Below are 23246 nucleotides of genomic sequence, written 5' to 3'. Positions count from 1 at the left end.
CATCTTAATTGTGGTTGATTTTAAATTTAGTAATTTTCTACTTCTTTTTGAATAATTTCTTTTATTTTTTCTGTAGAATTTTCTATTTCTATATTTATAAATTCATAATGTTTTTTAGCAAAAAGTTTTAGATTTTTTCTTAAACTATCACTAATTATTTTATTTTCTTTTAAATATTCTGTATTTACCATTTGAAAAAAATATTTGTTTTGAAGTTCAATTTTTCTTCTCTTTTTTTCGATTTCTAATTCGTGTTTTTCACTTGCATTAGTTCTATTTTTTCAAATAAAATCAAAATCTTTTAAAATAAGAAAAGCGATGTCAACCTTAGGTTCTAAAGATAACAGAAATTTGTATTTAACCTTATAAAAGAAATTTCATAAAACCTTTTGTTTTGGCGTAAAATAGTTCATTTTTATTAATGTTTCTGGGAAAAGAAAATCATCAATCATATGTCTATCAATTAGTGATTTGGAATAGTTTTGCATTTCTCTAATTTGTTTTAAGCGATCTTTAAAGAATATTTTTTGTGTAAAATACCCTTTAGCTTTTAAATCATTCATATAATCTATAAATATTTGTTCATCTTTTAATCTTTCATCAATAATTTTAATATTTTTTTCTGTTAAAAAATTTCTTAAATTATTGATAATAGTGGATTTACCACTTGCTCCCATTCCTATGAATGCAATTGTTAGTCTTTTTTCTTTGGAAGTAACAAAATATAAATAAATTGAAATAACCAAATAAACAAAATTAATAAATAATATAGTTCAACTTAAAAAAGCAATCCCACCGAAGAAAAAGAAACAAAGAATATTTTTAAAACATCAAATTATTCAATTTTGTCTAAATCCCAAAGCCATCATTGTTAATGCAACAACTGAAATAGCATTAAATGTTGCTAAAATTAGTGATGCAGTTATTTTATAATTAAAATTAGATGCAAATTCTAAATAATCTATATTTAGCATTTTGCCAATAAAATTATTTGTATATGGATTTAAAAAGTAAAATATAGTGACTAATAAAACAAAAAATATTGCAAAAACTATTGAAGCATATAAAGAGAGTCTTAATTCTCTAATTTTTTTAGAATATTTATTATTTATTATTTCTTTTATAAAAATATAAATTAATATAAATATATATAAAATTTGAATAAAACCATCAATCACAAGTCCATTACTAAAAGAGAAAAATGCATATAAAATAGCATTAAGAATTGCTAAAATAAAGGCAATTCTTTTCTTTTTTGCAAACATTACAATTGATATAACGCCCAATATACCTGAAATTGCTACAAATATATTAATTATTTTTCTTCAAATATTTATATTTCTTTCTCAAATTCAAATAGATTCATCCAAATTAAATAAAGAAAGAAAAGTTAATATTAAACAAATAAAAATTAAAAGCATCAATTCAATTTTTTCTTTTTTCATTGTATATCCTTTATTTTTATTTTTAAAATTCAGAAGTTAAAATAAGCACTTAAAAAATTAAGTGCTTATTTGCTGTCATTTAAGAAACAATTTTACCAGTTCTTTTATTTCTTATGCCTTTTCCTTTTATATATTCAAAAGGAATGGTATTAGAAACTCAAGCTGGTTTATTTGCTCTTTCTGCATTAGTAACAACGTGAACAGGAATTAAATTTTCATATCTATCTGTTCCACCAATAGAACTTGGTCTTATGTGTTCAATGTTTCAAGCAGAACTTGTTTTTGAACCGTATTCAGAAAAACAAATATATCTTCCTGCATAATCATAACCACAATCTTTGTCGCCAAAATGGTTTGTTCATACTGTTTTTCAATTTAACATAAAAACTCCTCCTTTCTTAATAATTTAAAAGGCAAAGATTTTCTTTACCTACTTCAATAATACAAAAAAAAAAAAAAAACAAAGAATTCGCTAAAAAAATTCCAAAAACGAAAATTTTATCATGTTTTAAACATTTTTTCGACTTTTTAATAAATGAAAAATTAAATATTTTTTTGTATTTTTAAAATAAAAAAGAAAAATGCTATAAAATAATAATATGAATTATGATGCTAGTAGTTTAAAAGTCTTGAAAGGACTTGAAGGTGTTAGAAAACGTCCAGGAATGTACATCGGTTCCACTGATGTCAATGGTTTACACCATTTAGTTTGAGAAATTGTTGATAATGCAGTTGATGAATGTTTAGCAGGTTTTGCTAAAAAAATAGAAGTAACTTTGAAATCAGATGGTTCTGTTATTGTAGAAGATGATGGAAGAGGGATTCCTGTAGATAAACACGAAAGTGGTTTAACAGGAGTAGAACTTGTTTTTAGTGAATTACATGCAGGTGGCAAATTTTCTGAAGGAGCTTATAAAACATCTGGTGGTTTGCATGGAGTTGGTTCTTCTGTAGTTAATGCATTATCTAAATGATTAAAAGTTTGAGTTTTCAAAGACGGAAAAGAATATTATACTGAATTTGAAAATGGTGGTTCTATAAAAAATAAAACCAAATTAATGGGAAATACAGGCAAAAGAGGAACAAAAGTTCATTTTTTGCCTGATTATGAAATTTTTAAAAAAGCAAAATTTTCTTTTCAAACAATTAGTGAAAGATTAAGAGAATCTTCTTTTTTATTAAAAGGTATAACTATCAAAATTAATGACGAAAATACAGGAGAAAACGAAACTTTTAAACACGAAAATGGAATAAAAGCTTTTGTTGAGTTTATTAATGATTCTAAAGTAGTAATTAATAAACAAATCGCAACTTTTAGTGATAATAAAAATAAAATAGAAGTAGAATTTGGTTTTCAATATACAGAAAGTTATTCTGAGTCCATTATTTCTTTTGTAAATAATGTCAAAACCAAAGATGGTGGAACACATGAAATTGCTGCCAAAACAGCATTTACAAAGGTTTTTAATGATTATGCACAAGAAAAAAACCTTTTAAAAGGAAAAATTACCGCTTTTGATGGAAGTGATATTAGAGAAGGTTTAACTTTAATTATTTCTTTAAAAGTGCCAGAATCAATTTTAGAATTTGTAGGTCAAACTAAAGATAAATTAGGAACCCCTGAAGCAAAAACAATTGTGGAAGAAGTGGTTTCTCGAGAATTAAAATTCTGAATTAACGAAAATAAAGAAGAAACTCAAAAAATAATTGAAAAAATTAAAAAATCTTTTGAAGCAAGAAATGCCGCAAGATTAGCAAGAGCAGAAATTAGAAAAACTAAAGATGCTTTAAGTGAAAAGAAAATTTTATCTGGTAAATTAACACCAGCACAAAGCAAAAAACCGGAAGAAAAAGAAATTTTTCTTGTCGAAGGAGATTCTGCTGGTGGTAGTGCTAAATTAGGAAGAGATAAAAAAACCCAAGCCATTTTACCACTTAAAGGTAAAGTTATTAATGCAGAAAAATCAAAACTTCTTGATATTTTAAAAAATGAAGAAATTGCTACAATAATCAATACAATCGGTGCTGGTGTTGGAAGCGAATTCAATATTAAAAACGCACAATATGGAAAAATTATAATAATGACAGATGCTGACACAGATGGTGCCCATATTCAAATTTTACTTTTAACCTTTTTATTTAGATATATGAAACCTTTAATTGAACATGGAATGGTATATATAGCACAACCACCTTTATATAAAATTACAAGAAAACCTAAAAATCAAATTCTTTATGCTTGAAGTGACGAAGAATTAAGAGAATTATTAAAAAATAAACCCAATTCTGAAATCCAAAGATATAAAGGACTTGGAGAAATGAATGCTGAGCAACTTTGAGAAACAACTATGAATCCAGAAACAAGAACTTTAATTAAAGTTTCAATTGAAGATGTGGCAATTGTAGAAAGAAGAGTTTCTATTTTAATGGGAGATAAAGTTGAATTAAGAAAAGAATGAATTAACAAAAATGTTGATTTTTCCCTTGAAGATGACTTTGAAATTAATATTAATAAATCAGGAGTAAATAATGATATTTAATAAAAATAAAGAAAATTTTTTAGCAAAATCATTAGATGCTATTTTATCAGATCGTTTTGGTAGATATTCTAAATATATAATACAACAAAGAGCACTTCCTGATGCTCGTGATGGTTTAAAACCAGTGCAAAGAAGAATTTTATATTCAATGTGAGAATTAGGTTTAAAAAGTGATAAACCTTTTAAAAAATCTGCTAGGGTTGTAGGGGATGTTATTGGTAAGTACCATCCACACGGAGATTCATCTATTTATGAAGCTATGGTAAGAATGGCTCAAGAATGAAAAATGAATGTTCCTTTAGTTGAAATGCATGGAAATAAAGGTTCTATAGATGATGACCCTGCTGCTGCTATGCGTTATACTGAAACAAGATTAAGTTTAATAACTAATTTAATGTTGGAATCTATTAATAAAAACACTGTTTCTTTTGCTCCAAATTTTGATGATTCGGAAAAAGAACCCACTGTATTACCATCATTAATTCCTAATTTACTAATTAACGGAGCAAAAGGAATTGCTTCAGGATTTGCTACTGAAATTCCTCCACATAATTTGGGAGAAATCTTAGATGCTGCAATTGCAAAAATAAAAAATCCTAATATTGAATTAAGAAAATTATCTTCTATTGTTCAAGGACCGGATTTTCCAACAGGTGGAATAATATACGGAAAAAAAGGGATTTTAGAAGCTTTTGAGCGTGGTCAAGGAAGAATTGTTTTAGTTTCAAAATACAGATTAAGCGAAGAAATTAATAAAAAGCATATTGAAATTTATGAAATTCCTTTTGGTGTAGTTAAGTCTAAATTAATTAAAGACATTGATGAAATAAGAATAGATAAAAAAATAAATGGAATTAAAGAAGTAAGAGATCAATCTGATAGAAATGGAATTTCCATAATCATCGAAATTGATAATGATACTAAAGTTGAATCTGTATTAAATTATTTATTATTAAAAACAGAAATGCAAGTTTATTATTCATATAATTCAATTGCAATTGAAAACAACGCACCAAAATTAATGTCTTTGAATAATATGTTGGATGCATATTTGAATCATGTTAAAACATATAAAACAAAGGAATTAACCTTTGATTTAGAAAAAGATAAAAGAAAATTAGAAATAACTCTTGCTTTAATTAAAGTTGGTGATATTACTGAAGAAGTAATTAGAATCATAAGAAATTCAGATAATTCAAAAAAAGGAGTAATTGAAGCTTTAATGAAAAACTTTAGTTTTAGTGAATTGCAAGCCACAGCAATTGCTGAAATGAGATTATATAGACTTTCTAGAATAGATCAGCAACTTTATATCGATGAAAAAAATATGCTTGAAGAAAGAATTAAAAAGACACTCAATCTTTTAAATAATCAAAACTCTTTTGATCAATTTTTAATTTCCTTATTTAAAGAAATTAAAAAAGAATTCGCAACTAAAAGAAAAACAAAAATTTATGATGAAGAATTCAAAGTTGAAATTAATAAAGAAGAATTAATTAAACAAGAAAATTTTTATGTTGGAGTTTCTAAAGATGGTTATGTTAAAAAAATAACTGTTAAAACTTTCGATTCTAATGAATTATCAACTTATTTATTAAAAGATAAAGATCCTTTGCTATTTTTAGATAAAGTAGAATCAATTGATAAACTTTTAATTTTTACAAATTTAGGAAATTATATTTACTTACCAATTCATAAAATTGATGAATCTAAATGAAAAGATTTTGGAATTCATTTAAATACCTTTGTTTCTCTAAAAAGTAATGAAAAAATAGTGTCTATTATTTTAGTTAAAGATTTTGAAGTTAATAATTATATAACTTTGATTACTTCTCAAGGAATTGGGAAAAGAGTTTTAGTTAAAGATTTTGAAGTTTCAAGATTTAATAAAACTATTAGTGCAATTAAAATAAAACAAAGTGATGATTATTTAGTTGCTGCAAAAATAAGTGATAATTACAAAGATATAATAATTATTTCAAGTGAAGGAAAAGCTGTAAAATATAGTGAAATTGATATTCCAGTATATAATACAAACTCTTCTGGTGTTAAATTAATTTCACTGCCAAAAGATTCACTTGTTTCAAGTTTTTCATTAGTTGACGAAGATGATGATATTTTATTATTTACTAAAAAAGCACAATATAAAAAATTAAATGCTGCAAAAATACCTTTTAGTAATAAAACTACACAGGGAAAAATGATTTTTGCACAAAATAAAATTTCTAAATTAGAAGTTATTGATTCTATTGTTTTAGAAAACAAAACTAAAATTTCAGTTTTTGATTTAGATAATAATATTTCTGATTTTGACTTTTCTTCTTTAAATTATTCTAATTTAGATGAAGGTTTTAGTAATAGCAAAAATAAAAATGCTTTTTATGTAAGTAAAATAAATGCTTATATTATTGAAAATAACTTAAAAAAAGAGGAAAATATTGAAGTTAAAAATGAAAACAAAATTTCTGAAAATAAGCAAAAAACCTTTATAAAAGAAGAAAAAATAGCAAAAAAAGAAAAAGAAATTAACTCTCAAAAAACTAACTCTTCTGTTATAAAACAAGAAGTAAAAAAAGAGATAACTGAAGAAGAAAGAATTAAAAGAGCGGAAGAAAAACTTAAAAAACTAGAAGAATTAAATATTGATGAATTAATGAAAAAATTCAAAGATAAAATTAAATAAAAAAGATTAATTTTTTGATTAAAAATGGAAATTTATAAAAAAATTTACAATTTTTCAAAAAAAATGTATAATATTAAAGTTAAATCAAAAAGAGGAGAAAAATGAAAATCATTGTTATTAAACGTATTTTTAATAAAAACATTGTTACTAAGATGATTAACAACAATGATTTTTTCTTTAATTTCTTTGAGATGTAAAAAACATTTTAATATTAATAAAATAAATATGCTCTTATAGAAATTAGAAAAAAGCTAGTTTTTATAAGAGTTTTTATTTTATTAATATTTAAATATTTAAGAAAGGAAAGATATGAAAAAAAGAAGACTATTAATTGGTTTTTCAGTGCCAGCAGTTTTAGTTGGTACAACAGCTACTGTTGTATCTTGTTCTACAATAGAACCACATTATAAAAGACAAGAAATAAGTTCTATTGTTAATTTAGCTACTTCAGGCTACAAAAAATTTGACCAAGATTTTAGTGTAATATTAGGTACTCCTTCTACACCAGCTAGTTATTTTACTAATGCAAATCTTTTTGCAACAGTCAGTTCAGGACAAGCAGAATTTGAAAATATAAAACCTAATAATGGAAATAAATTTGAAGAAGGTGTTTATAAAATCAAGAAACCTACTTATCAATGATATAGTTTAATATTAGTAGATAAAATTTATGTTACAGATTTAGATGGAACAATAAGCGTTTTTGATAATGATAAACACGAAAAAGGAATGTTTAATGAAGGAGAAGAAATAACTTCTGCTTTAGTTAAATTAACTTCAGATGATCCAAAATCAATAAACAGTTTAAACTTTTTAAATAAATTAAGTAAGGCATCTAAAATTCAATTAACTATTAAAAAAGATATTCCTTGAGTTAAAAGTAATGGACAAAAAAGTCAATATAATGTTGAATTAGAAGATTTTGTTTACGGTTGAAACAGAAAAATGCTTTATGGTGGTGACTATAGAGCAAGTCATGGTGGTTCTAAAAAAATAGATGATGATATTATTAGAAAATATTCATTAGGTTCATCAAGTAGTTTTGATAGTACAAACCACGTTTCAAATGATTATCTCTTTAAAGTTTTTGGAATTCAGAAAGATAACTTCTCAAAATCAGAAACATTTATTACTGATATTAAAGATACAAATGAAAAAGGACTAACATTTTTAAAAATTGAAAATAAAGAGGCTAATTTTAATGAATTATTTAAAAAATTATTATTAGATTCTACTTATTTTAGTCCTGTATCACATAAATTTATCGACGATAGAAACAAACAAATTTTTGATATTACTGGAAAACACGAAGGAGAATTTGGTGAAACAGGTGATGCATTTAAATATGCATATTACTGATATGGAAAACAATATGATGAAGATCAATTATATGCTTCACCATATTTACCTTTTTATTTATCAAACGATAGAACAGTTTATATAAGAAATGATTATTATGCAGAGACAGGTTGAAAAGAAAAAGAGGCAACTTCAGTTAAAAAAATAACATCAAGATATAATTTATATCCAGATTCAGTTCAATTTAATAGTGCTCAATTTAATAATTACTTAGAAGGAACAGTTTCAATTCTTCCATATTCTAGTTTATCAGATGCAAATAAATCAATAATTTATAAAGATTTATCACAAATTCATTTTAGAAAAACACCTGATAAAGGGCTTTATAAAGGAAGTTTATCTAAAGACGTAATTCCAGGTGCCAGAGATTTACTTGAAAAAGGAACAAACTTTAATGGTGGTCAAGCTGATAAAAAATACTACTTCAATGATAACTATGCTAAATTAGCTTTTGGTAGTTCTATTGAAGAATTAGCAAAAGGAAAAGCAGAGCTTGGAAAGACATTATTTACAGGAAAATCCTTTGCATTTAGAACAATTATCGATGCTTTATGAAATAGTTATACATACATAAAAGATAACTCTAAAACTGCAATTCCTTGACTTTCAATGATTGGTCCAGACAATCATTTAGGTGGAAGTGAGTTAGATGGAAAAACAGCAAGAGACTTTTATGACGATATCAACACAACTTTTTCTATAAATGAAAGTGGAGAAATATTTTATACAAAAACTATTGAAGAGCAAAGAAAACAATATTTAGATAATTTACAAGATAAAAACAAACAATATGAAGCACCAAGAATTGAAGTTTTAAAAGCTGAATTGAAAAAAATACTTGATGATTTCTATGCAGAAAATCATTTAGATGCAAGTAAAGATAAAATTGAGTTTTCAATTTCTAATAGATATAGAAATGAAAGTTCATCTAAAATCGCTTCACTTGATTCTGTAATTGATATGATGAATAAATTAGACAATAGATTAAAAATCAATTCACAAGCAGAATTTAAATCAGAAGATGTTTGAAATGTTTTAATCTTAGGTTTAGGAAATTCACAAATAGTAGGTTGAAGTGCTGACTATGATGGTTCCGGAACCTTTATTGATGGTTCCGGACAACTAAATGGAAGTCCACTTTATTTAGCAATCGCTCATTTTGCTGAATTACCAAGTGATAGTCCTTACGTTAAATCTTTCCCAGAATTCAAAAAATATGCAGATGCTTTTAAAACAGAATTTGAAAAAGAAAGATTAGCTTATCCAGATAAAAAACAAGCATGATTACCTTTTTCAGAATGAATAAAAGCAACAAATGCATATGATGCTAATTATGAAGATATTCAATACGAATATGAATATGAAAAAAATGCAGATGGAACTCCAAAAGAAGTTGATAAAGATGGAAATGCTGTTCCAAAATTAAATGATAAAAAAGAAAAAGTATATGTATTTACTGGTGAAGGATTAAATAAAAAACCAGTTTGATCACAAAAATACAAATGAGTATTAAATAAAACAACAAATAAATATGAGAAAAAATTTGAACCAAGAAAAGTTTCTGGAAAAAACTCAGTTATTAATTTCATTTCTAATGTTACTTTCTATGATCAAACAACTAAAAAATACTTTAAAGATCAAACATTAGAACAAGAATTTGAAGAAAATGGAAAAAAAGTTAAAAAAGTATTTAATCATAGTTTAAACAAATGAGTTGATGCAAGTGCAGAAAATGAATTTAATGAATTAACTGCTATTTTTAACTTAAATTATGAATCAAAAGCTACAAATAAAGAAATAGTAGAACTTGCTAAAGAAATTAGAGTTTTAATTGGTTATGTGCCAGAAATCGATTTAAGTACAAGTTCAAACGTTCCTTCAATATCAATTTGAAATAAACATATCGAAATTCCACTATCAGAATTTGAGTATATACCTTATGGAGATGTGGTTATAAGAAAAGGAGATAAATAGAATGTTTAAATACTTTTTTAAGAGGCTTGGTTTAGCTATTATCACCTTTTTTATAATTATTTTTATAGTATATTTATTACAAGCTTCATTTGGTAAAAGTCCTTTTACCGAACAAAGTTTACAAGATGCCGCAAAAAGATTAAATCCAACAGGTGATGAAAACTTAAAAATCGATCCTAAATCATTTTATGGTTTTGATAAAGATCCAGTAACAAGGTTTGTTTTATGATTTAAAGATTTCTTTACAGGAAATGCAGGAATAATTTATTCAGACACAAGTGATTATAGTCAAAATATTCCAAAATTATTTTTTGAACCTTTAAGATGAACAATTGCTGTATCATTACCAGCGTTTGTATTAAGTGTTATTATTGGTATATCTTTAGGAGTAATTGCTGCTTATAATAGAGGAAAATGAATAGATAGTGCAATAACAACTTTTGTTACACTATTTGTTGCTTTACCAGCTTTTGTTATAGCACCTATTATTGTTTTAATTACTTCAAAAGCAGGATTACCATTTGAATTTAAAGATCCAAGAGATGTTCCTGTTGATATTACAATTGCTTCTTTAATAACACCAATCATTGTATTTACTTTATCATCATTGGCTGGATATACAATTTTTGTTAGAAATCAAGTTGTAACAGTTTTAACTTCAAATCAAGTTTTAATTGCCAAATCAAAAGGATTATCTAAGTGAAATATCTTTAAAAAACACGTTTTAAGAAACGCATCTGTTATTTTAGTAGGATCTATTTTATTCTCATATATAGGTTTACTATCAGGAAGTATTATTTTAGAAAAATTCTTTAGAATTCCTGGATCATCATCAATTATTGTTAATTACACTGAACAAGGAGAAATTAACGTTATTATGTTCTCACTTGTGTTCTTTACATCATTATCGATGGTTACATTAATATTTGTGGATATGTCTTATGCATGAATGGATCCAAGAATTAAAATTGCTAATTCAAATAGTTCTAGAAACTATTGATTATTATTTAAAAATTATTTAGTTAGAAGAAAAAGTTATCAAGGAGGGAAAAAATAATGGAAAAACAAAATTCAAGTTTAGCTTTTGAGAAAAAATATAAATTTTCCAAAGCTGATAAAGAACTTTTAAAACTTTCTGCCGCTAATAAAGATATTATTTCTTCATCTTCTGTAACCGGAAAACCTTCTAAACTACTTTTAGATGTTATTAAGAGGTTTTTTGCAAATAAATATGCAGTTATTGCTTTAGTTATCTTTATTTTATTAATTATTACAGCATTTATTTCTTGGGTAACTTCACCATTTTCAACAACTAAACCTATTTCTGGTGCTTCTCTTTCTTTAATTAAAGAGTTAAAACCAAGTTTTGAAGGAGATGTTACTTTTACCTTATCTACTGAGTTATTAGATAAAATTCATAAGCTAAATCCTGAACTAATAAAAGGAGAAGCAACAAACATCGCTCCAGAAACTTGATTAGTAACTTTAAATCCTTATGAAGTTATTAACGCTTTAAATGGAGATGAACATTCAAAAATTTATGCCTTTATGGGAACTGACTCATACGGAAGAGATATTTGATTAAGAACTTGAGTTGGAACATTAAACGCAATAGGAATTGCTTTTGCAATTGCAATTATTGAAACAATTATCGGAGTATCTGTCGGTGCTTTTCTTGGATTTAACGTAGGAAAAAAAATAGATACATACGGACTAAGATTAATTGAAATTTTTAATGCAATCCCTTGAGTAGTATTATTTATAATCTTAATTGGAATTTTTGGAACTAACACACCGGCAATTATTTTAATTCTATCATTAACAGGTTGAACCGGTGCTGCTGACACCACTAGATCCTTTACTATTACAGTAAAAGACGAAGAATATATTTATGCTTCACAAGCGATAGGTGCTTCAAAAATGAGATTAATATTTGCTCATATTTTACCTGCAATTTCCGGAAAATTAGCAAATAGTTTTGTTTTAAGAATTACCGCTGGAATTCAAGCAATAGCAGGAATTGCATTCCTTGGATTTATTAAAGAAGGTACAGATTCAGTACCTAATTTAGGACTTTTAATTACAAGTTCAGCAAGTTTAATTAATCAAAACCCTTGAGCACTTGCTTTCCCTTCAATTATTTTATTAATTATTTCACTTTCACTAAGATTTGTGGCATTAGGATTCCACGATGCCCTTGATCCAAAAGTTGTTAAAAAAGGAGCTAAATAAATATGGAAAAAGACTTAAATAAAGAAGAAATCCTTTTAAAAGTTAAAAATTTAAGAGTTTCCTTTAAAGATAAAAAACAAAAATTTATTAACATAGTACGTGGAGTGGACTTAAAAATTAAAAGAGGAGAAATTGTAGGATTAGTAGGTGAATCAGGTTCAGGAAAAACAGTAACTTCTAAAGCTCTTTTAGGAATAAATGAATTAGCTTATACCAAAAGTGATCAAATGGAAGTTTCTGGAATTGATATTTCCAAATTTACAAAAGATAAAGAATGATTAAAAATAAGAGGTAAAAAAATAGGTTATATACCTCAAGATCCGTTAACAGCCCTAAATCCAACTAGAACAATTGGAAAACAATTACTAGATGTTTTAGAAAAAGATTCTAGATTTAAATCAAAAAGTGAAAAAATTGATTACTTAGTAAATTTACTTGAATCTTTTGGAATTACTGAAGCAAGAACTAGATTTAATGTTTATCCACATACTTTAAGTGGAGGACAAAAACAAAGAGTTGTGATTGCTATGGTTGTAGCAGCACAACCAGATTTAATTATTGCTGATGAACCTACAACAGCTCTTGATCCAACGGTTCAAGCATCTGTTTTAGCTTTATTTAATGAAATAAGAACAAAATACAAAATTTCTTTAATTTTTATTTCACATAACATTTCAGTAATTGCTAAATTCTGTGATTACATTTATGTTTTATATGCAGGAAAAGTCGTGGAAAGAGGAACGAGAAAAGATATTTTCACTGACCCAAGACATCCATATACTTGAGCTTTAATTAGTGCAATTCCTGAAAACAAAAATCAAAAACTTTACAACATAAAAGGAACCCCACCAGATATGGCTAATTTACCAGCTGGAGATCCCTTTGCACCAAGAAATGATTATGCTTTAGAAATTGATTTTGAAAAAGAACCACCTTTAATTGAGATTTCTAAAACTCATGCTGCTGCTACCTGATTATTACACCCAGATGCACCAAAAGTAGAATTAACAGAACAACTAAAAAGTAGATTAAAATTATTTAGAGAGGTTTTTAATAAAAATGAATAAAAATACGGAAAAAACAATATTAGATGTTAAAAATCTTAAAAAGTATTTTTACAATAAAAACGGAATTGTAAAAGCTGTTGATAAAATTAATTTCAAACTTTTTGAAGGAGAAGTTTTAGGATTAATTGGTGAATCAGGTTCAGGTAAAACAACTGTAGGTAGATCTATCATTAGATTATATGATAGATATAATGGACAAGTAACATTAGAAAATAGAATTATTTCTGGTAAAAAAATCGGAAGATCAAAAGATAAATTTATGAGAAAAAATATGCAAATGATTTTCCAAGATCCACATGCTTCTTTAAATGGACAAAAAAATATTTATTCTATTTTAAAAGAACCTTTAAAAGTTAATGGAATCATTAAAGACAAAATGGTGGATATTTTTAAAGATTGACAACAAGTTACTTCAAACTTCCATTATACTTTTTTAAGAAGATTCAAAGAGCAAAGATTAGATAACTTAAATAGTACTATTTTTGAAGCTAATGAATATTTTAAAGAATGAGAATTTCACTTTGATGACTTTGCTTCATTTGATCAATTATTTGAATCTAACACATATGAAGATATTTTCAATGCTTACTTTTCATATTTAACAAAAAGACAATTTCACGAATCAAAAGCTATTAATTTTATGTATAAAGGAGTTACTAATTTAAGTAATTTCTATTTCGAAAAACAAAAAGAATATAGAAATGGTGAATTGAGCTATGATGAAAAAGCATTAAGAGAATCAAAAGCAGCATTAGTTAAAGCAGAAGAATTAATCAAAAATTCAAGAGAAAATGTAGCGATTTTGGAACAAATTGCCCAAAAAGAAAAAGAGTTAAATGATTTCCAAACTTCTTGAAAAGAAAAGTGTACTAATTCCAAAAACTACGTAAAAAGCTATATTTATGAATTTAAATCAGAATATTTAATCAATTTAGATAACGCTTTACTTTCAACAGATTACAAAAACTATTCTTTTTTCTACAAAAGAGCAGTTATCAATTTATTTACAAAGGAATTTTTAAAAAATAAATCCTGATCTGGTGATTTAAAAAGTAATTTATTTTATTGATTATCTATCGAAGAAATTGATAAAATGGTTGAATTATTTAATAATCACAATAAACTTTTAATAGAAAAATATGAAAATAAATTTTTAAAAATACCTAACGAAAATAATGAGTTTTGAACTTCTAAAAAAGAATTAAAATCAGAATTACTTGCAGAATTTGCTAATGTTGATTTAGAACACTTTTTAAAAACAGCAGCAGATAAAAAAGTATTATATAAAAACAAAATTAAAGGTATTAAAGCAGAAATTGAAAAACTTAAAAAATCACTTTCAAAAGAAAAACATATTTTAGAAGAAGATAAAGTTAAATTCAATCTTTTACAAGCTATTCATAAGAAAAATAAACATATTTTTAATCACGAATTAGAAGACTTCAAAAAAGATTTTAAAGTATGAGAAACTAACATTAATGCTGAAATTAGCAAACAAGAAAAAGTTATAAAAAGCATAAGTGAAAAACAAAAAGTATTAGATGCAAAATTTGCTGAAATTCACAAAAGATTTTTAGTTTGAATTCACCAAAAATTAATAGCTGATGGATTAAATGCTCACGAAGTAAAAATTCAACTAGAATCATATAAACAAAAAGTAAATGAAAAATATTCATCTCTTAATTCATTTAATTTAGAATTAAAAGTATTAAGAAAAATTTACAATAGAATTACTTATTTACTTGGATTACACAACAACAATCAAAATCTAACAATAACTAAAAAAGTTGTTAAGAAAACTTTATATGATGAATCAATTTATAATGCACTTGAAGAAGTTGGTTTATTAAGACAATTTGCTTATCGTTACCCACATGAATTTTCTGGTGGTCAAAGACAAAGAATAGTTATTGCAAGAGCATTAATAAGCGAACCAAAAGTTATTATTGCTGATGAACCAATAGCTTCTCTTGATATTTCTATTCAAGCACAAATTGTTAACTTACTAAAAAGTTTAGTTGATAAAAAAGGAATTGGATTAATTTTTGTTGCACACGACTTATCAATGGTTGAATATATTGCTGATAATATTATTATTATGCATCTTGGAAAAATAGTTGAAAGAGGAAAAACAGAAGAAATTTATTCTAATCCAAAACACCCTTACACAATCAACTTATTTAAATCTATTCCAAAAATGTCAAATGCTAACGAACCATTTGAAGCATCTAATTTTGAATTAGATTATTTAAAAGAACAAAATTTCCCTAATGTTATTGAAGAAGAATTAGTTGATAATTCTTCAACACACAAAGTTTATGGAACAAAAAATCAATTGAATAAATGACTAAATAAAAATGAATAAAATTAAATTTTTTTGAAAAAATAAAATAATTAGAAAACTGAGAAAAATAGATTATATTTACTTAGTTTTCTGAATTATTACTTTTAGTGTTTTATTTCTCTTAATGACTTTAACATTTAATAAACTGAATTGATATAAGTCTTTATTTACAATTTCTTTTTTAATATTAGGAGTTACAGTTTTAGCTCTTGTTATAAAATGAGGACTTTTTGATATTTATTCTAAAGGAATAAAAAATTGAAACATAAAAAGAGAAAATAAAATATTAAAAGAAAATCAAATGGAAGAAAAAGAATTAATTTCAATTGAAAAATTAAGACAAGACAATAAAGAAAAAAGTTACCTAAATATTTTTATTGGTCTTGTTTGCTTTCTTATTTTATTTATCATTTCTTTGCCTTTCATTTTAATGTAAAGCAGTTAATACTGCTTTTTTTATTTTTAACAATTGATATATTACATATTTAATTTTTTAAATAATAGGCCATTTATTATTATAATGTAAATAATATATATGGAAAAAACCTTTATTTTCTCTATTAAAGGGCTTTTTATGTAATTTTATATTATAATTTAAATAATAGAATAGCAAAGTAGGAAAAATGAAACCATTAATATCAGATATATTTAAAGATTTGTTCTTTTTGTCCAAAGACAACAAGAAAGACAATAAAATAAAAGAAATAATAATTCCAAGATTTCAAAGAAAATTTGTTTGAAACGAAAGAGAAGCAAGTAATTTTATTAAAAAATTTATTAATTTTTACAAAGAAGAAAATAATAACACAACTGAAAATAATGATTTATATTTTGGAACTTTTGTAGTTTTAAGGGAAAATCCACAAAAAGATAAAATAAATATCATTGATGGGCAACAAAGATTCTTGACTACTTTTATTTTTTTAAAATCTTTACATGATTTTTTCTTAGAAAAAGAAGATGAAATAAAAGTTAATTTATTAAAGGGAAAATGAGAAGAAAACAAAGTAGCCATTCAAAATAAAGTTTTAAAATTAGATATAAAATTTGAAAACAAAAATTCAAATTCCTTTTTTGATAAAATAAAAAAACCGGAAAATACATGAGATAGAATCACTACTTTAGCAAAAGAGTCACCAAGGGAATATGAACCATTTTACAGTATTTATAATTATTTTTTAAAACTTTTAAGAGAAGAATTTAAAGAAGAGAACAAACTTTATAATTTAATAGAAAAATTTCACAAAGCAAACCAAAATGACGAAAAAAATTTTAATATTGTTGTTTTAATAGTTGAAACCAAAGAAGAAGCAATTGAATGATATAGAGAACAAAATTATATTGGTATTAAGTTAAGGGATTATGAATTAATTAAAAATATTATTTACTCTAACCTTCCAGATAGTCAAATTTTTGAAGATATTTTTAATGATTCTAAAATAGATAATAATGTTTTAGATAGATTCTTTTATCTTTTTGTTAACCACTTAAATTTTGCAAATACAGAACATTATTCAGATTCAAAAGCAGATGAAAAATTCAATGTTTATGAAAAATTTGAAAGTTGATGAAGAGACAATAAACAAGATTACAAAACAAAAGAAAAAATGATCATTGATTATTATGAAAATTTCAAAACTTTAAGATTGATTTGAAATGATGAAAATATTGAAAGAAAATTAAGCACAGAAAAGACAAAAGATATAAAAATTGAATTATTTAAGTTAAAAACTCTTATAAATGAAAACAAAGGTTCTTTATTTTTTTGCTATCTAATTTTAATAGAAATTTGTGACAAAGATAAAGGTGATAAAGATAAATTACTAAACGCTATTAAATTTTTTAACAATTTAATTTCTAGAATTCAAATTTCTAATCTTTCAAGAAACATTAATTGAAAAACTTTATTTTTAAAATTTTATTGAGAAATTAAAAATAGTGGAGATTTTAATTCATTTAAATCAATTTTAAAAGATTATATAGAAGAAGCAAATAAAAAAGAAATTTTTAACATTGATGATGAAATTATAAAAAACTCCTTACTAAATCATTTTTTATACAATAAACAAAATAAAATTGCAGACTTTTTACTGTTTTATGATTTATCATTAGAAGACATTAATAAAAATTACCAAATTGAACACATTTTTGCACAAAATTTAAGTTCGGATAATGAAGGTTTGGAAAGTTCAGAAATCGAAAACATAAGAAGTAATTATTTACATACAATTGGTAATTTAACACTTCTTAATGATAAAACAAATGCTTCGTTAGGTAATTTAAATTTTAAAGAGAAAAAACAAAGTTATATTACTTCTGATTTTAAACTAAATAAATATTTTAAAGAAGTAGATATATGAAATCAAGAAGAAATAGAAAAAAGAACAATTTTTATTTTTGAAAAAAACTTTAAAAACAAATATAAATATTCTCAATTGATTGGTGGAGAAAAAGTTGAAGCAAGAAGTAAAAATATAGAAAATACGGAAAAAATACAGAAAAAAGTTATAGAGAATGATGATTTACCTTCAACTCATTCTTATACAAAATTAAAAAATAAAATTAGTTTAAATGACTTTTCAAAAACTAAATATATTGTTTTTGAAAATAAAACATATGACTTAACTAACAAAAAAGCGAAAGAAAATATTGAAAAAATTTATCAAGATATAGCAGATAATTATTTTGATTTAATTATCCAAAAACAAGAGTCGATTTTAAAATTAGGAAATTTTCTAAAAAACAAAGAACAAAAAACAAATTCCTACCAATATCATTTATTAAATAAAACCGGTTTATATTTCCATCTTCATGCTTCTAATGAAATTAAGATGATGTATCTTTTCAAATTTGCACAAATTTTAAATTTGGAAAACAAAATAAAATTTCTTGATGAGTTACCAAATAATGATTTAGAGATAAAAGAAAGCAAAGTGATATTAACTAATAAAATTAATAATAATTTTTCAATAATTAATAATTTAAATTTTAAAAGTGTTGAAAACAAAACGATAGAAAAAGACAAAATAAAATTTATTTACTTTAATAATGAATGTTTTGATATGCAAAAAAATAAATTTTATTTAGTGATTCACAAAATTTATAATTATTTATTTGAAAATTTTATTAATGAAATAAATAACAAACAAAAAGAGATTTCGCTTATTAAAAACTTTTCATTTGCAGAGAAAAAAGAAGGAAATAAATATAAATATTCTTCTGTTCCGGGAACAAATTTATTTATATCTTTAGAAGGCGATAAAGAAAGAAGAATGAAACAATTGTTTAAACTATTGCAAGTTCTAAATTTAGATAATTTACTAGAATTACAAATAGAAAAAGATGAAAAATTTGAAAAAATAGTATCTAAGCACATGTTTCATAATAAAAACAAACAAGAAAGTATTAATAAAGAATCTAAAGATGTCAAAACTTATGATAACTCTCATGAATTATTTATGATTAATGAAAACAATTTTAAAAAAATTAATAATGATCAAGTAAGAGATGATAAAGTAAAATACATTATTTTTAAAAATACAAAATTTATTTTTGAAAAGCATTTAAGCATTTTGCTTAATAAAATATATAAGAATATAACAGAAAACCACTTAGAATTAATAAACCAAAAACAAAATGAATGATTAAATTTAGCTAGTCTCTCTACAGATAAAGTTAAACACTCACAACCAAAACGACTCTATGCAAAATTAATTGACAATTTTTATATCTCTTATTCTTTTGATAATGTGACAAAAATTAAGTTATTATATAGATTTTGTAATATTTTAAATTTATCTAGTGAACTAAAAATATTTATAAAAAAATAAAATCAAAACAAAAAAGCAATAACATAAATTTAACATATTTCAATTATGTTAACGCTTACAGTTTTGATTTTTTATTTTCCTGAATTTGGGTTTATGGGTTGCAAAACTGAAGAAAAAAACAAGAATCAAAGTTCTTGTTTAATTATTCTTATAAATCGATATTTTTAACAAATTTAGCGTTTTCTTCAATAAATTCACGTCTTGGTCCAACTTCTTCTCCCATAAGTTGTTCAAATACTTGTGAAGCAATCATAGCATCTTTAATTTGCACTTGAAGCATTTTTCTTACAGCGGGATCCATGGTTGTTTCTCAAAGTTGTTGTGGATCCATTTCTCCAAGTCCTTTGTATCTTTGAATGGAGAATTTACTATCACCTATTCTTTGTAAAATTTCTTCTTTTTGAGCATCATTATAAGCGTATTCATCTTTTTTATTATAAGAAATTTTGTATAAAGGTGGCTGGGCTATGTAGATAAATCCATATTCAATTAATGGTCTAAAGTATCTATATAAGAAAGTTAAAAGAAGAGTTCTAATGTGAGCACCATCAACGTCGGCGTCGGTCATTATAACAATTTTGTGATATCTAAGTTTATTAATATTAAATTCTGGACCAATACCTGTTCCAAAAGCGGTAATTAAAGAAAGGATTTCTTCGTTTTTAAAGACTTTTTCATCACTTGTTTTTTGAGAGTTAATAACCTTTCCTCTTAAAGGTAAAATAGCTTGATAGTGACGATCTCTACCCATTTTAGCACTACCACCAGCAGAGTTTCCCTCCACGATGTAAAGTTCAGCAATTTCAGCATTTTTTGTTGAACAATCAGCTAATTTTCCAGGTAGCGATCCAACTTCAAAAGGATTTTTTCTCTTTGTTGCTTCTCTTGCAGAAGCAGCAGCTTTTCTAGCTTTTTGAGCAAGTAAATTTCTTTCAATGATTTTTCTTGCTTCTCCTGGATTTTCATTTAAGTATCTTTCAAAAACTTCAGAAAAGATTTTATTTACAGCGGGTCTTACGTCTTTATTAATCAATTTACCTTTAGTTTGTCCTTCAAACATAGGATCGCTATGTTTGATGGAAATTACAACAAACATACCTTCTCTTAAGTCTTCTCTTGAAAATTTATCTGCTTCAGATTTTAAAAATTTATTTTCAATTGCATAATTATTTAAAATTCTAGATAAAGAGTCAAATAAACCGGTTTCATGAGTTCCACCTTCTTTGTTATAGATGTTATTGGCATATGTTAAGATTTCTTCTCTATCTTCAGTTACATATTGTAGTGCTACTTCTACATTTATGTCTGTTGATTTTTCTTCGCCTAAATTAAAAATACCTTCAGCATAAATGGATTTTTCTGTAACTTTTTCATATCCTTTAGTTAATTCAGAAATGTAGTCAATAATTCCACCTTCAAAGTGAAATTCCTTTTTAATATTCACTCTTTCGTCTTGAACAATAAATTTTAAACCTTTTGTTAGGTAGGCAGTTTGTTTGATTCTATCAATAACTGTTTCTAGTTTGAATTCATGTTGTTCCATGATTTCAAAATCTGGTTTAAACATAATGGTGGTTCCTGTTTCATCACCACATTCACCAACCACTTTTAAGTCATCAACTTTTTTTCCACCATTTACAAATTCTTGGAAATAAACTTTATGGTCCCTTTTAATTCAAACTTTTAAATTAGAACTTAAAGCATTAACTACAGAAGCGCCAACACCGTGTAAACCACCAGAAACTTTATAAGCACTACTATCGAATTTACCACCAGCGTGAAGAACTGTTAAAACTACTTCTGCAGCAGAAACTCCGTGTTTTGGATGGATATCCACAGGGATTCCTCTACCATTATCACTAACTTTAACATATCCATCTTTAGTTAAAGTTACTTCGATTGTGTTGGCAAATCCAGCAAGTGATTCATCAACTGCATTATCTACTATTTCTCAAATTAAATGGTGTAAAGCAATTATTCCAGTTCCGCCAACATACATTCCAGGACGCTTTCTAACAGCTTCTAATCCTTCAAGAGATTGAATACTACTTGCTCCATACTCTTTACTCATAACTACCTCTTTCTTTTTGTCTTATAATTTATTATTAAATTATACTCTTTTTAATCGTTTTTAGAATAAAAAAATCAATGGAAAACCATTGATTAATTTGAATTAGTTTATTTTTTGTGGTTTTTTGCAAATGATGCCATTCTGTTGAATCTTTCAATTCTTCCTGTTGCTCTTGCAAGAGATTTATCTCCAGTAAAGAATGAGTGGCATCCAGAACATACATCAACAGAAATTTTATTTACTGTTGAACCAAAAGTAAATTCAGTTGAACAAGTTGAACATACTGCTTTTACAGTTTGATATGTAGGATGGATATCTTTTTTCATATTTCCTTTCACATAGGAACTTTGTTCCCATATTTTCGTATTCTAATTTTGTTTAAATATATTAAATTAGTATTATAATAATAACATAAATTTTATTAATTAAGGTAAAATTTTAAAAAAAACGAGGAAATATGCACGATTATAAGAGTAACTTTACCAATGCAATGGATTATGGTTATCAAAAGACTAAACTTGTGTGATGAAAAATCTTTTTAATGGGGATTTTAGCATCAGTTTATGTTGCAATAGCTTATGTAGCTTATGTTTATATTTTGTCATGATATGGTAATGATGAATTAAAACAAACAGGTGAATTTCACTTATCTGGCCCAGCTTTATTTGTTGCTTCATTAATTTTCCCAGTTGGTTTGATGATGATTACAATTCTTGGTGGTTCGCTTTTCACTTCAGATACATTAGCAATGCTTGCTGTATTTGATAAAAAAGCACGTTTATACAAGGTTTTTAGAAATTTAGGAATTGTTTTTCTTGGAAATTTAGTTGGAGCTTTAATTTCTGCAGCAATTTTAAGAGGTGCTGCAGCTTTCAAAGCAGAACAACTAAGAGTTATAGAATATTTAATAACTAAAAAAGTTTCAAGTTATTGATGAGAAATTCTGTTTTCTTCAATGTTTTCAAACTTAATTGTTGCTGGAACTGTTTGATCAACTTTAGCAACAAGAGGGGCAATTGGAAAAATTTTCATAATTTTCTTCTTTATTTGATTATTTACAATAACAGGATTTCACCATGTTATTGCTAACTTAATTATTTTTTCATTTGGGTGATTATTTAGCGATATTGAATATGTTCAATATTTTAAAAATGGAAATGAACAAGTTATTTTAGATTGAGCTCATAATGCTATAAATAACGGAGTTATTACAAAAGATTATGTCTTAGCCCACATTATAAATGTTAATGCAGATGGTGTAAAAGGATTTAAAGATACTTTATATAACATAATTAATATAAATTCAGCTCATAAATTATCAGCTTACAATATTGATTGAACACTAAAAGCTTTCTTTGTAAATGCATTACCTGCTTTAGTAGGTAACTGATTCTCTGGAGCAATTATTTTACCTGTATCTTATTGAGCTATTGTTAAATTTAAAGCAGGTAAATACGGAACAATTGATACAGAAATTATTATTGAAGATGAAATTAGAGAAGTTATTAAGAACACAGATGTTGATAATCTTCATGAAGCTGAAAAAATTGCTTATGTTAATCTAAAAAGAAAACAAAAAGAAGAAATTAAAGAAGAATTAAAAAGAGAAGTTTGATTCGATAAATGATTTAGAAAATTTAAAAACAAAAAAAATAACAAAGATAAAAAATAACGACTATAAAAATAAAGTAGGTAAAATTT

At 25.0% G+C, this 23246-nt stretch carries 14 protein-coding genes; 10 read left to right on the top strand and 4 right to left on the bottom strand.

The genetic code is table 4. The features are described from left to right. Window positions 1-26: 26 nt before the first annotated feature. Together ACXX84_RS02460 and ACXX84_RS02455 are read right to left on the bottom strand one after the other, a co-directional pair. The gene (locus ACXX84_RS02460) at window positions 27-1445 is read right to left on the bottom strand and encodes a nicotinamide mononucleotide transporter (protein WP_458560993.1); all 1419 of its coding nucleotides are present in this window, start codon (window positions 1443-1445) and stop codon (window positions 27-29) included. Window positions 1446-1524: 79 nt separating this feature from the next. Continuing rightward, the gene (locus ACXX84_RS02455; RefSeq protein WP_458557414.1) at window positions 1525-1827 is read right to left on the bottom strand and encodes an HNH endonuclease signature motif containing protein; all 303 of its coding nucleotides are present in this window, start codon (window positions 1825-1827) and stop codon (window positions 1525-1527) included. A 217-nt stretch (window positions 1828-2044) separates the two neighbouring features. Between ACXX84_RS02455 and parE the strand changes: the two genes are divergently transcribed. The 9 genes from parE to ACXX84_RS02410 all read left to right on the top strand — a co-directional run bounded on the left by parE (window position 2045) and on the right by ACXX84_RS02410 (window position 19474). After that, complete coding sequence (parE, locus tag ACXX84_RS02450; RefSeq protein WP_458572845.1) at window positions 2045-3985, top strand: DNA topoisomerase IV subunit B; 1941 nt, start codon at window positions 2045-2047, stop codon at window positions 3983-3985. Further along, the gene (parC, locus tag ACXX84_RS02445) at window positions 3975-6668 is read left to right on the top strand and encodes a DNA topoisomerase IV subunit A (RefSeq protein WP_458572844.1); all 2694 of its coding nucleotides are present in this window, start codon (window positions 3975-3977) and stop codon (window positions 6666-6668) included. The genes parE and parC overlap by 11 nt, the downstream gene beginning before the upstream one ends. Window positions 6669-6977: 309 nt before the next feature. Continuing rightward, window positions 6978-10001, top strand: a complete 3024-nt coding sequence (locus tag ACXX84_RS02440) for an OppA family ABC transporter substrate-binding lipoprotein (RefSeq protein WP_458572843.1) — start codon at window positions 6978-6980, stop codon at window positions 9999-10001. Window position 10002: 1 nt separating this feature from the next. Beyond that, window positions 10003-11058: an ABC transporter permease gene (locus tag ACXX84_RS02435; RefSeq protein ID WP_436358614.1), complete on the top strand. Its 1056-nt coding sequence runs from the start codon at window positions 10003-10005 to the stop codon at window positions 11056-11058. Next, window positions 11058-12233, top strand: coding sequence for an ABC transporter permease (locus ACXX84_RS02430; protein ID WP_458572842.1), 1176 nt, complete (start codon window positions 11058-11060; stop codon window positions 12231-12233). Before ACXX84_RS02435 ends, ACXX84_RS02430 begins: the two co-directional genes overlap by 1 nt. Window positions 12234-12235: 2 nt before the next feature. Further along, on the top strand, window positions 12236-13300 hold the full coding sequence (locus ACXX84_RS02425; RefSeq protein WP_458572841.1) for an ABC transporter ATP-binding protein: 1065 nt from the start codon (window positions 12236-12238) through the stop codon (window positions 13298-13300). Beyond that, window positions 13293-15665 (top strand): ATP-binding cassette domain-containing protein, encoded by a 2373-nt coding sequence (locus ACXX84_RS02420; protein WP_436358611.1) that lies wholly within the window; start codon window positions 13293-13295, stop codon window positions 15663-15665. The genes ACXX84_RS02425 and ACXX84_RS02420 overlap by 8 nt, the downstream gene beginning before the upstream one ends. Next, window positions 15658-16080 (top strand): DUF3899 domain-containing protein, encoded by a 423-nt coding sequence (locus ACXX84_RS02415; protein ID WP_436358610.1) that lies wholly within the window; start codon window positions 15658-15660, stop codon window positions 16078-16080. Before ACXX84_RS02420 ends, ACXX84_RS02415 begins: the two co-directional genes overlap by 8 nt. A 187-nt stretch (window positions 16081-16267) precedes the next feature. Further along, window positions 16268-19474: a DUF262 domain-containing HNH endonuclease family protein gene (locus ACXX84_RS02410; RefSeq protein ID WP_458572840.1), complete on the top strand. Its 3207-nt coding sequence runs from the start codon at window positions 16268-16270 to the stop codon at window positions 19472-19474. Window positions 19475-19622: 148 nt separating this feature from the next. Here ACXX84_RS02410 and gyrB read toward each other — a convergent pair whose 3' ends face one another. Both gyrB and rpmE read right to left on the bottom strand, forming a co-directional pair. Continuing rightward, window positions 19623-21545, bottom strand: coding sequence for a DNA topoisomerase (ATP-hydrolyzing) subunit B (gene gyrB / locus ACXX84_RS02405; RefSeq protein WP_436358608.1), 1923 nt, complete (start codon window positions 21543-21545; stop codon window positions 19623-19625). A 107-nt stretch (window positions 21546-21652) separates the two neighbouring features. Continuing rightward, window positions 21653-21871, bottom strand: coding sequence for a 50S ribosomal protein L31 (gene rpmE, locus ACXX84_RS02400; protein ID WP_436358606.1), 219 nt, complete (start codon window positions 21869-21871; stop codon window positions 21653-21655). Between the two features lie 131 nt (window positions 21872-22002). Between rpmE and ACXX84_RS02395 the strand changes: the two genes are divergently transcribed. Continuing rightward, a complete protein-coding gene (locus ACXX84_RS02395) occupies window positions 22003-23217 on the top strand; it encodes a formate/nitrite transporter family protein (RefSeq protein WP_436358605.1) in 1215 nt (404 codons plus the stop codon). The last annotated feature ends 29 nt before the right edge of the window (window positions 23218-23246 follow it).

The organism is Mycoplasma sp. AC157 (assembly GCF_054343415.1).
This window is presented reverse-complemented; position numbering and strand designations above follow the sequence as displayed.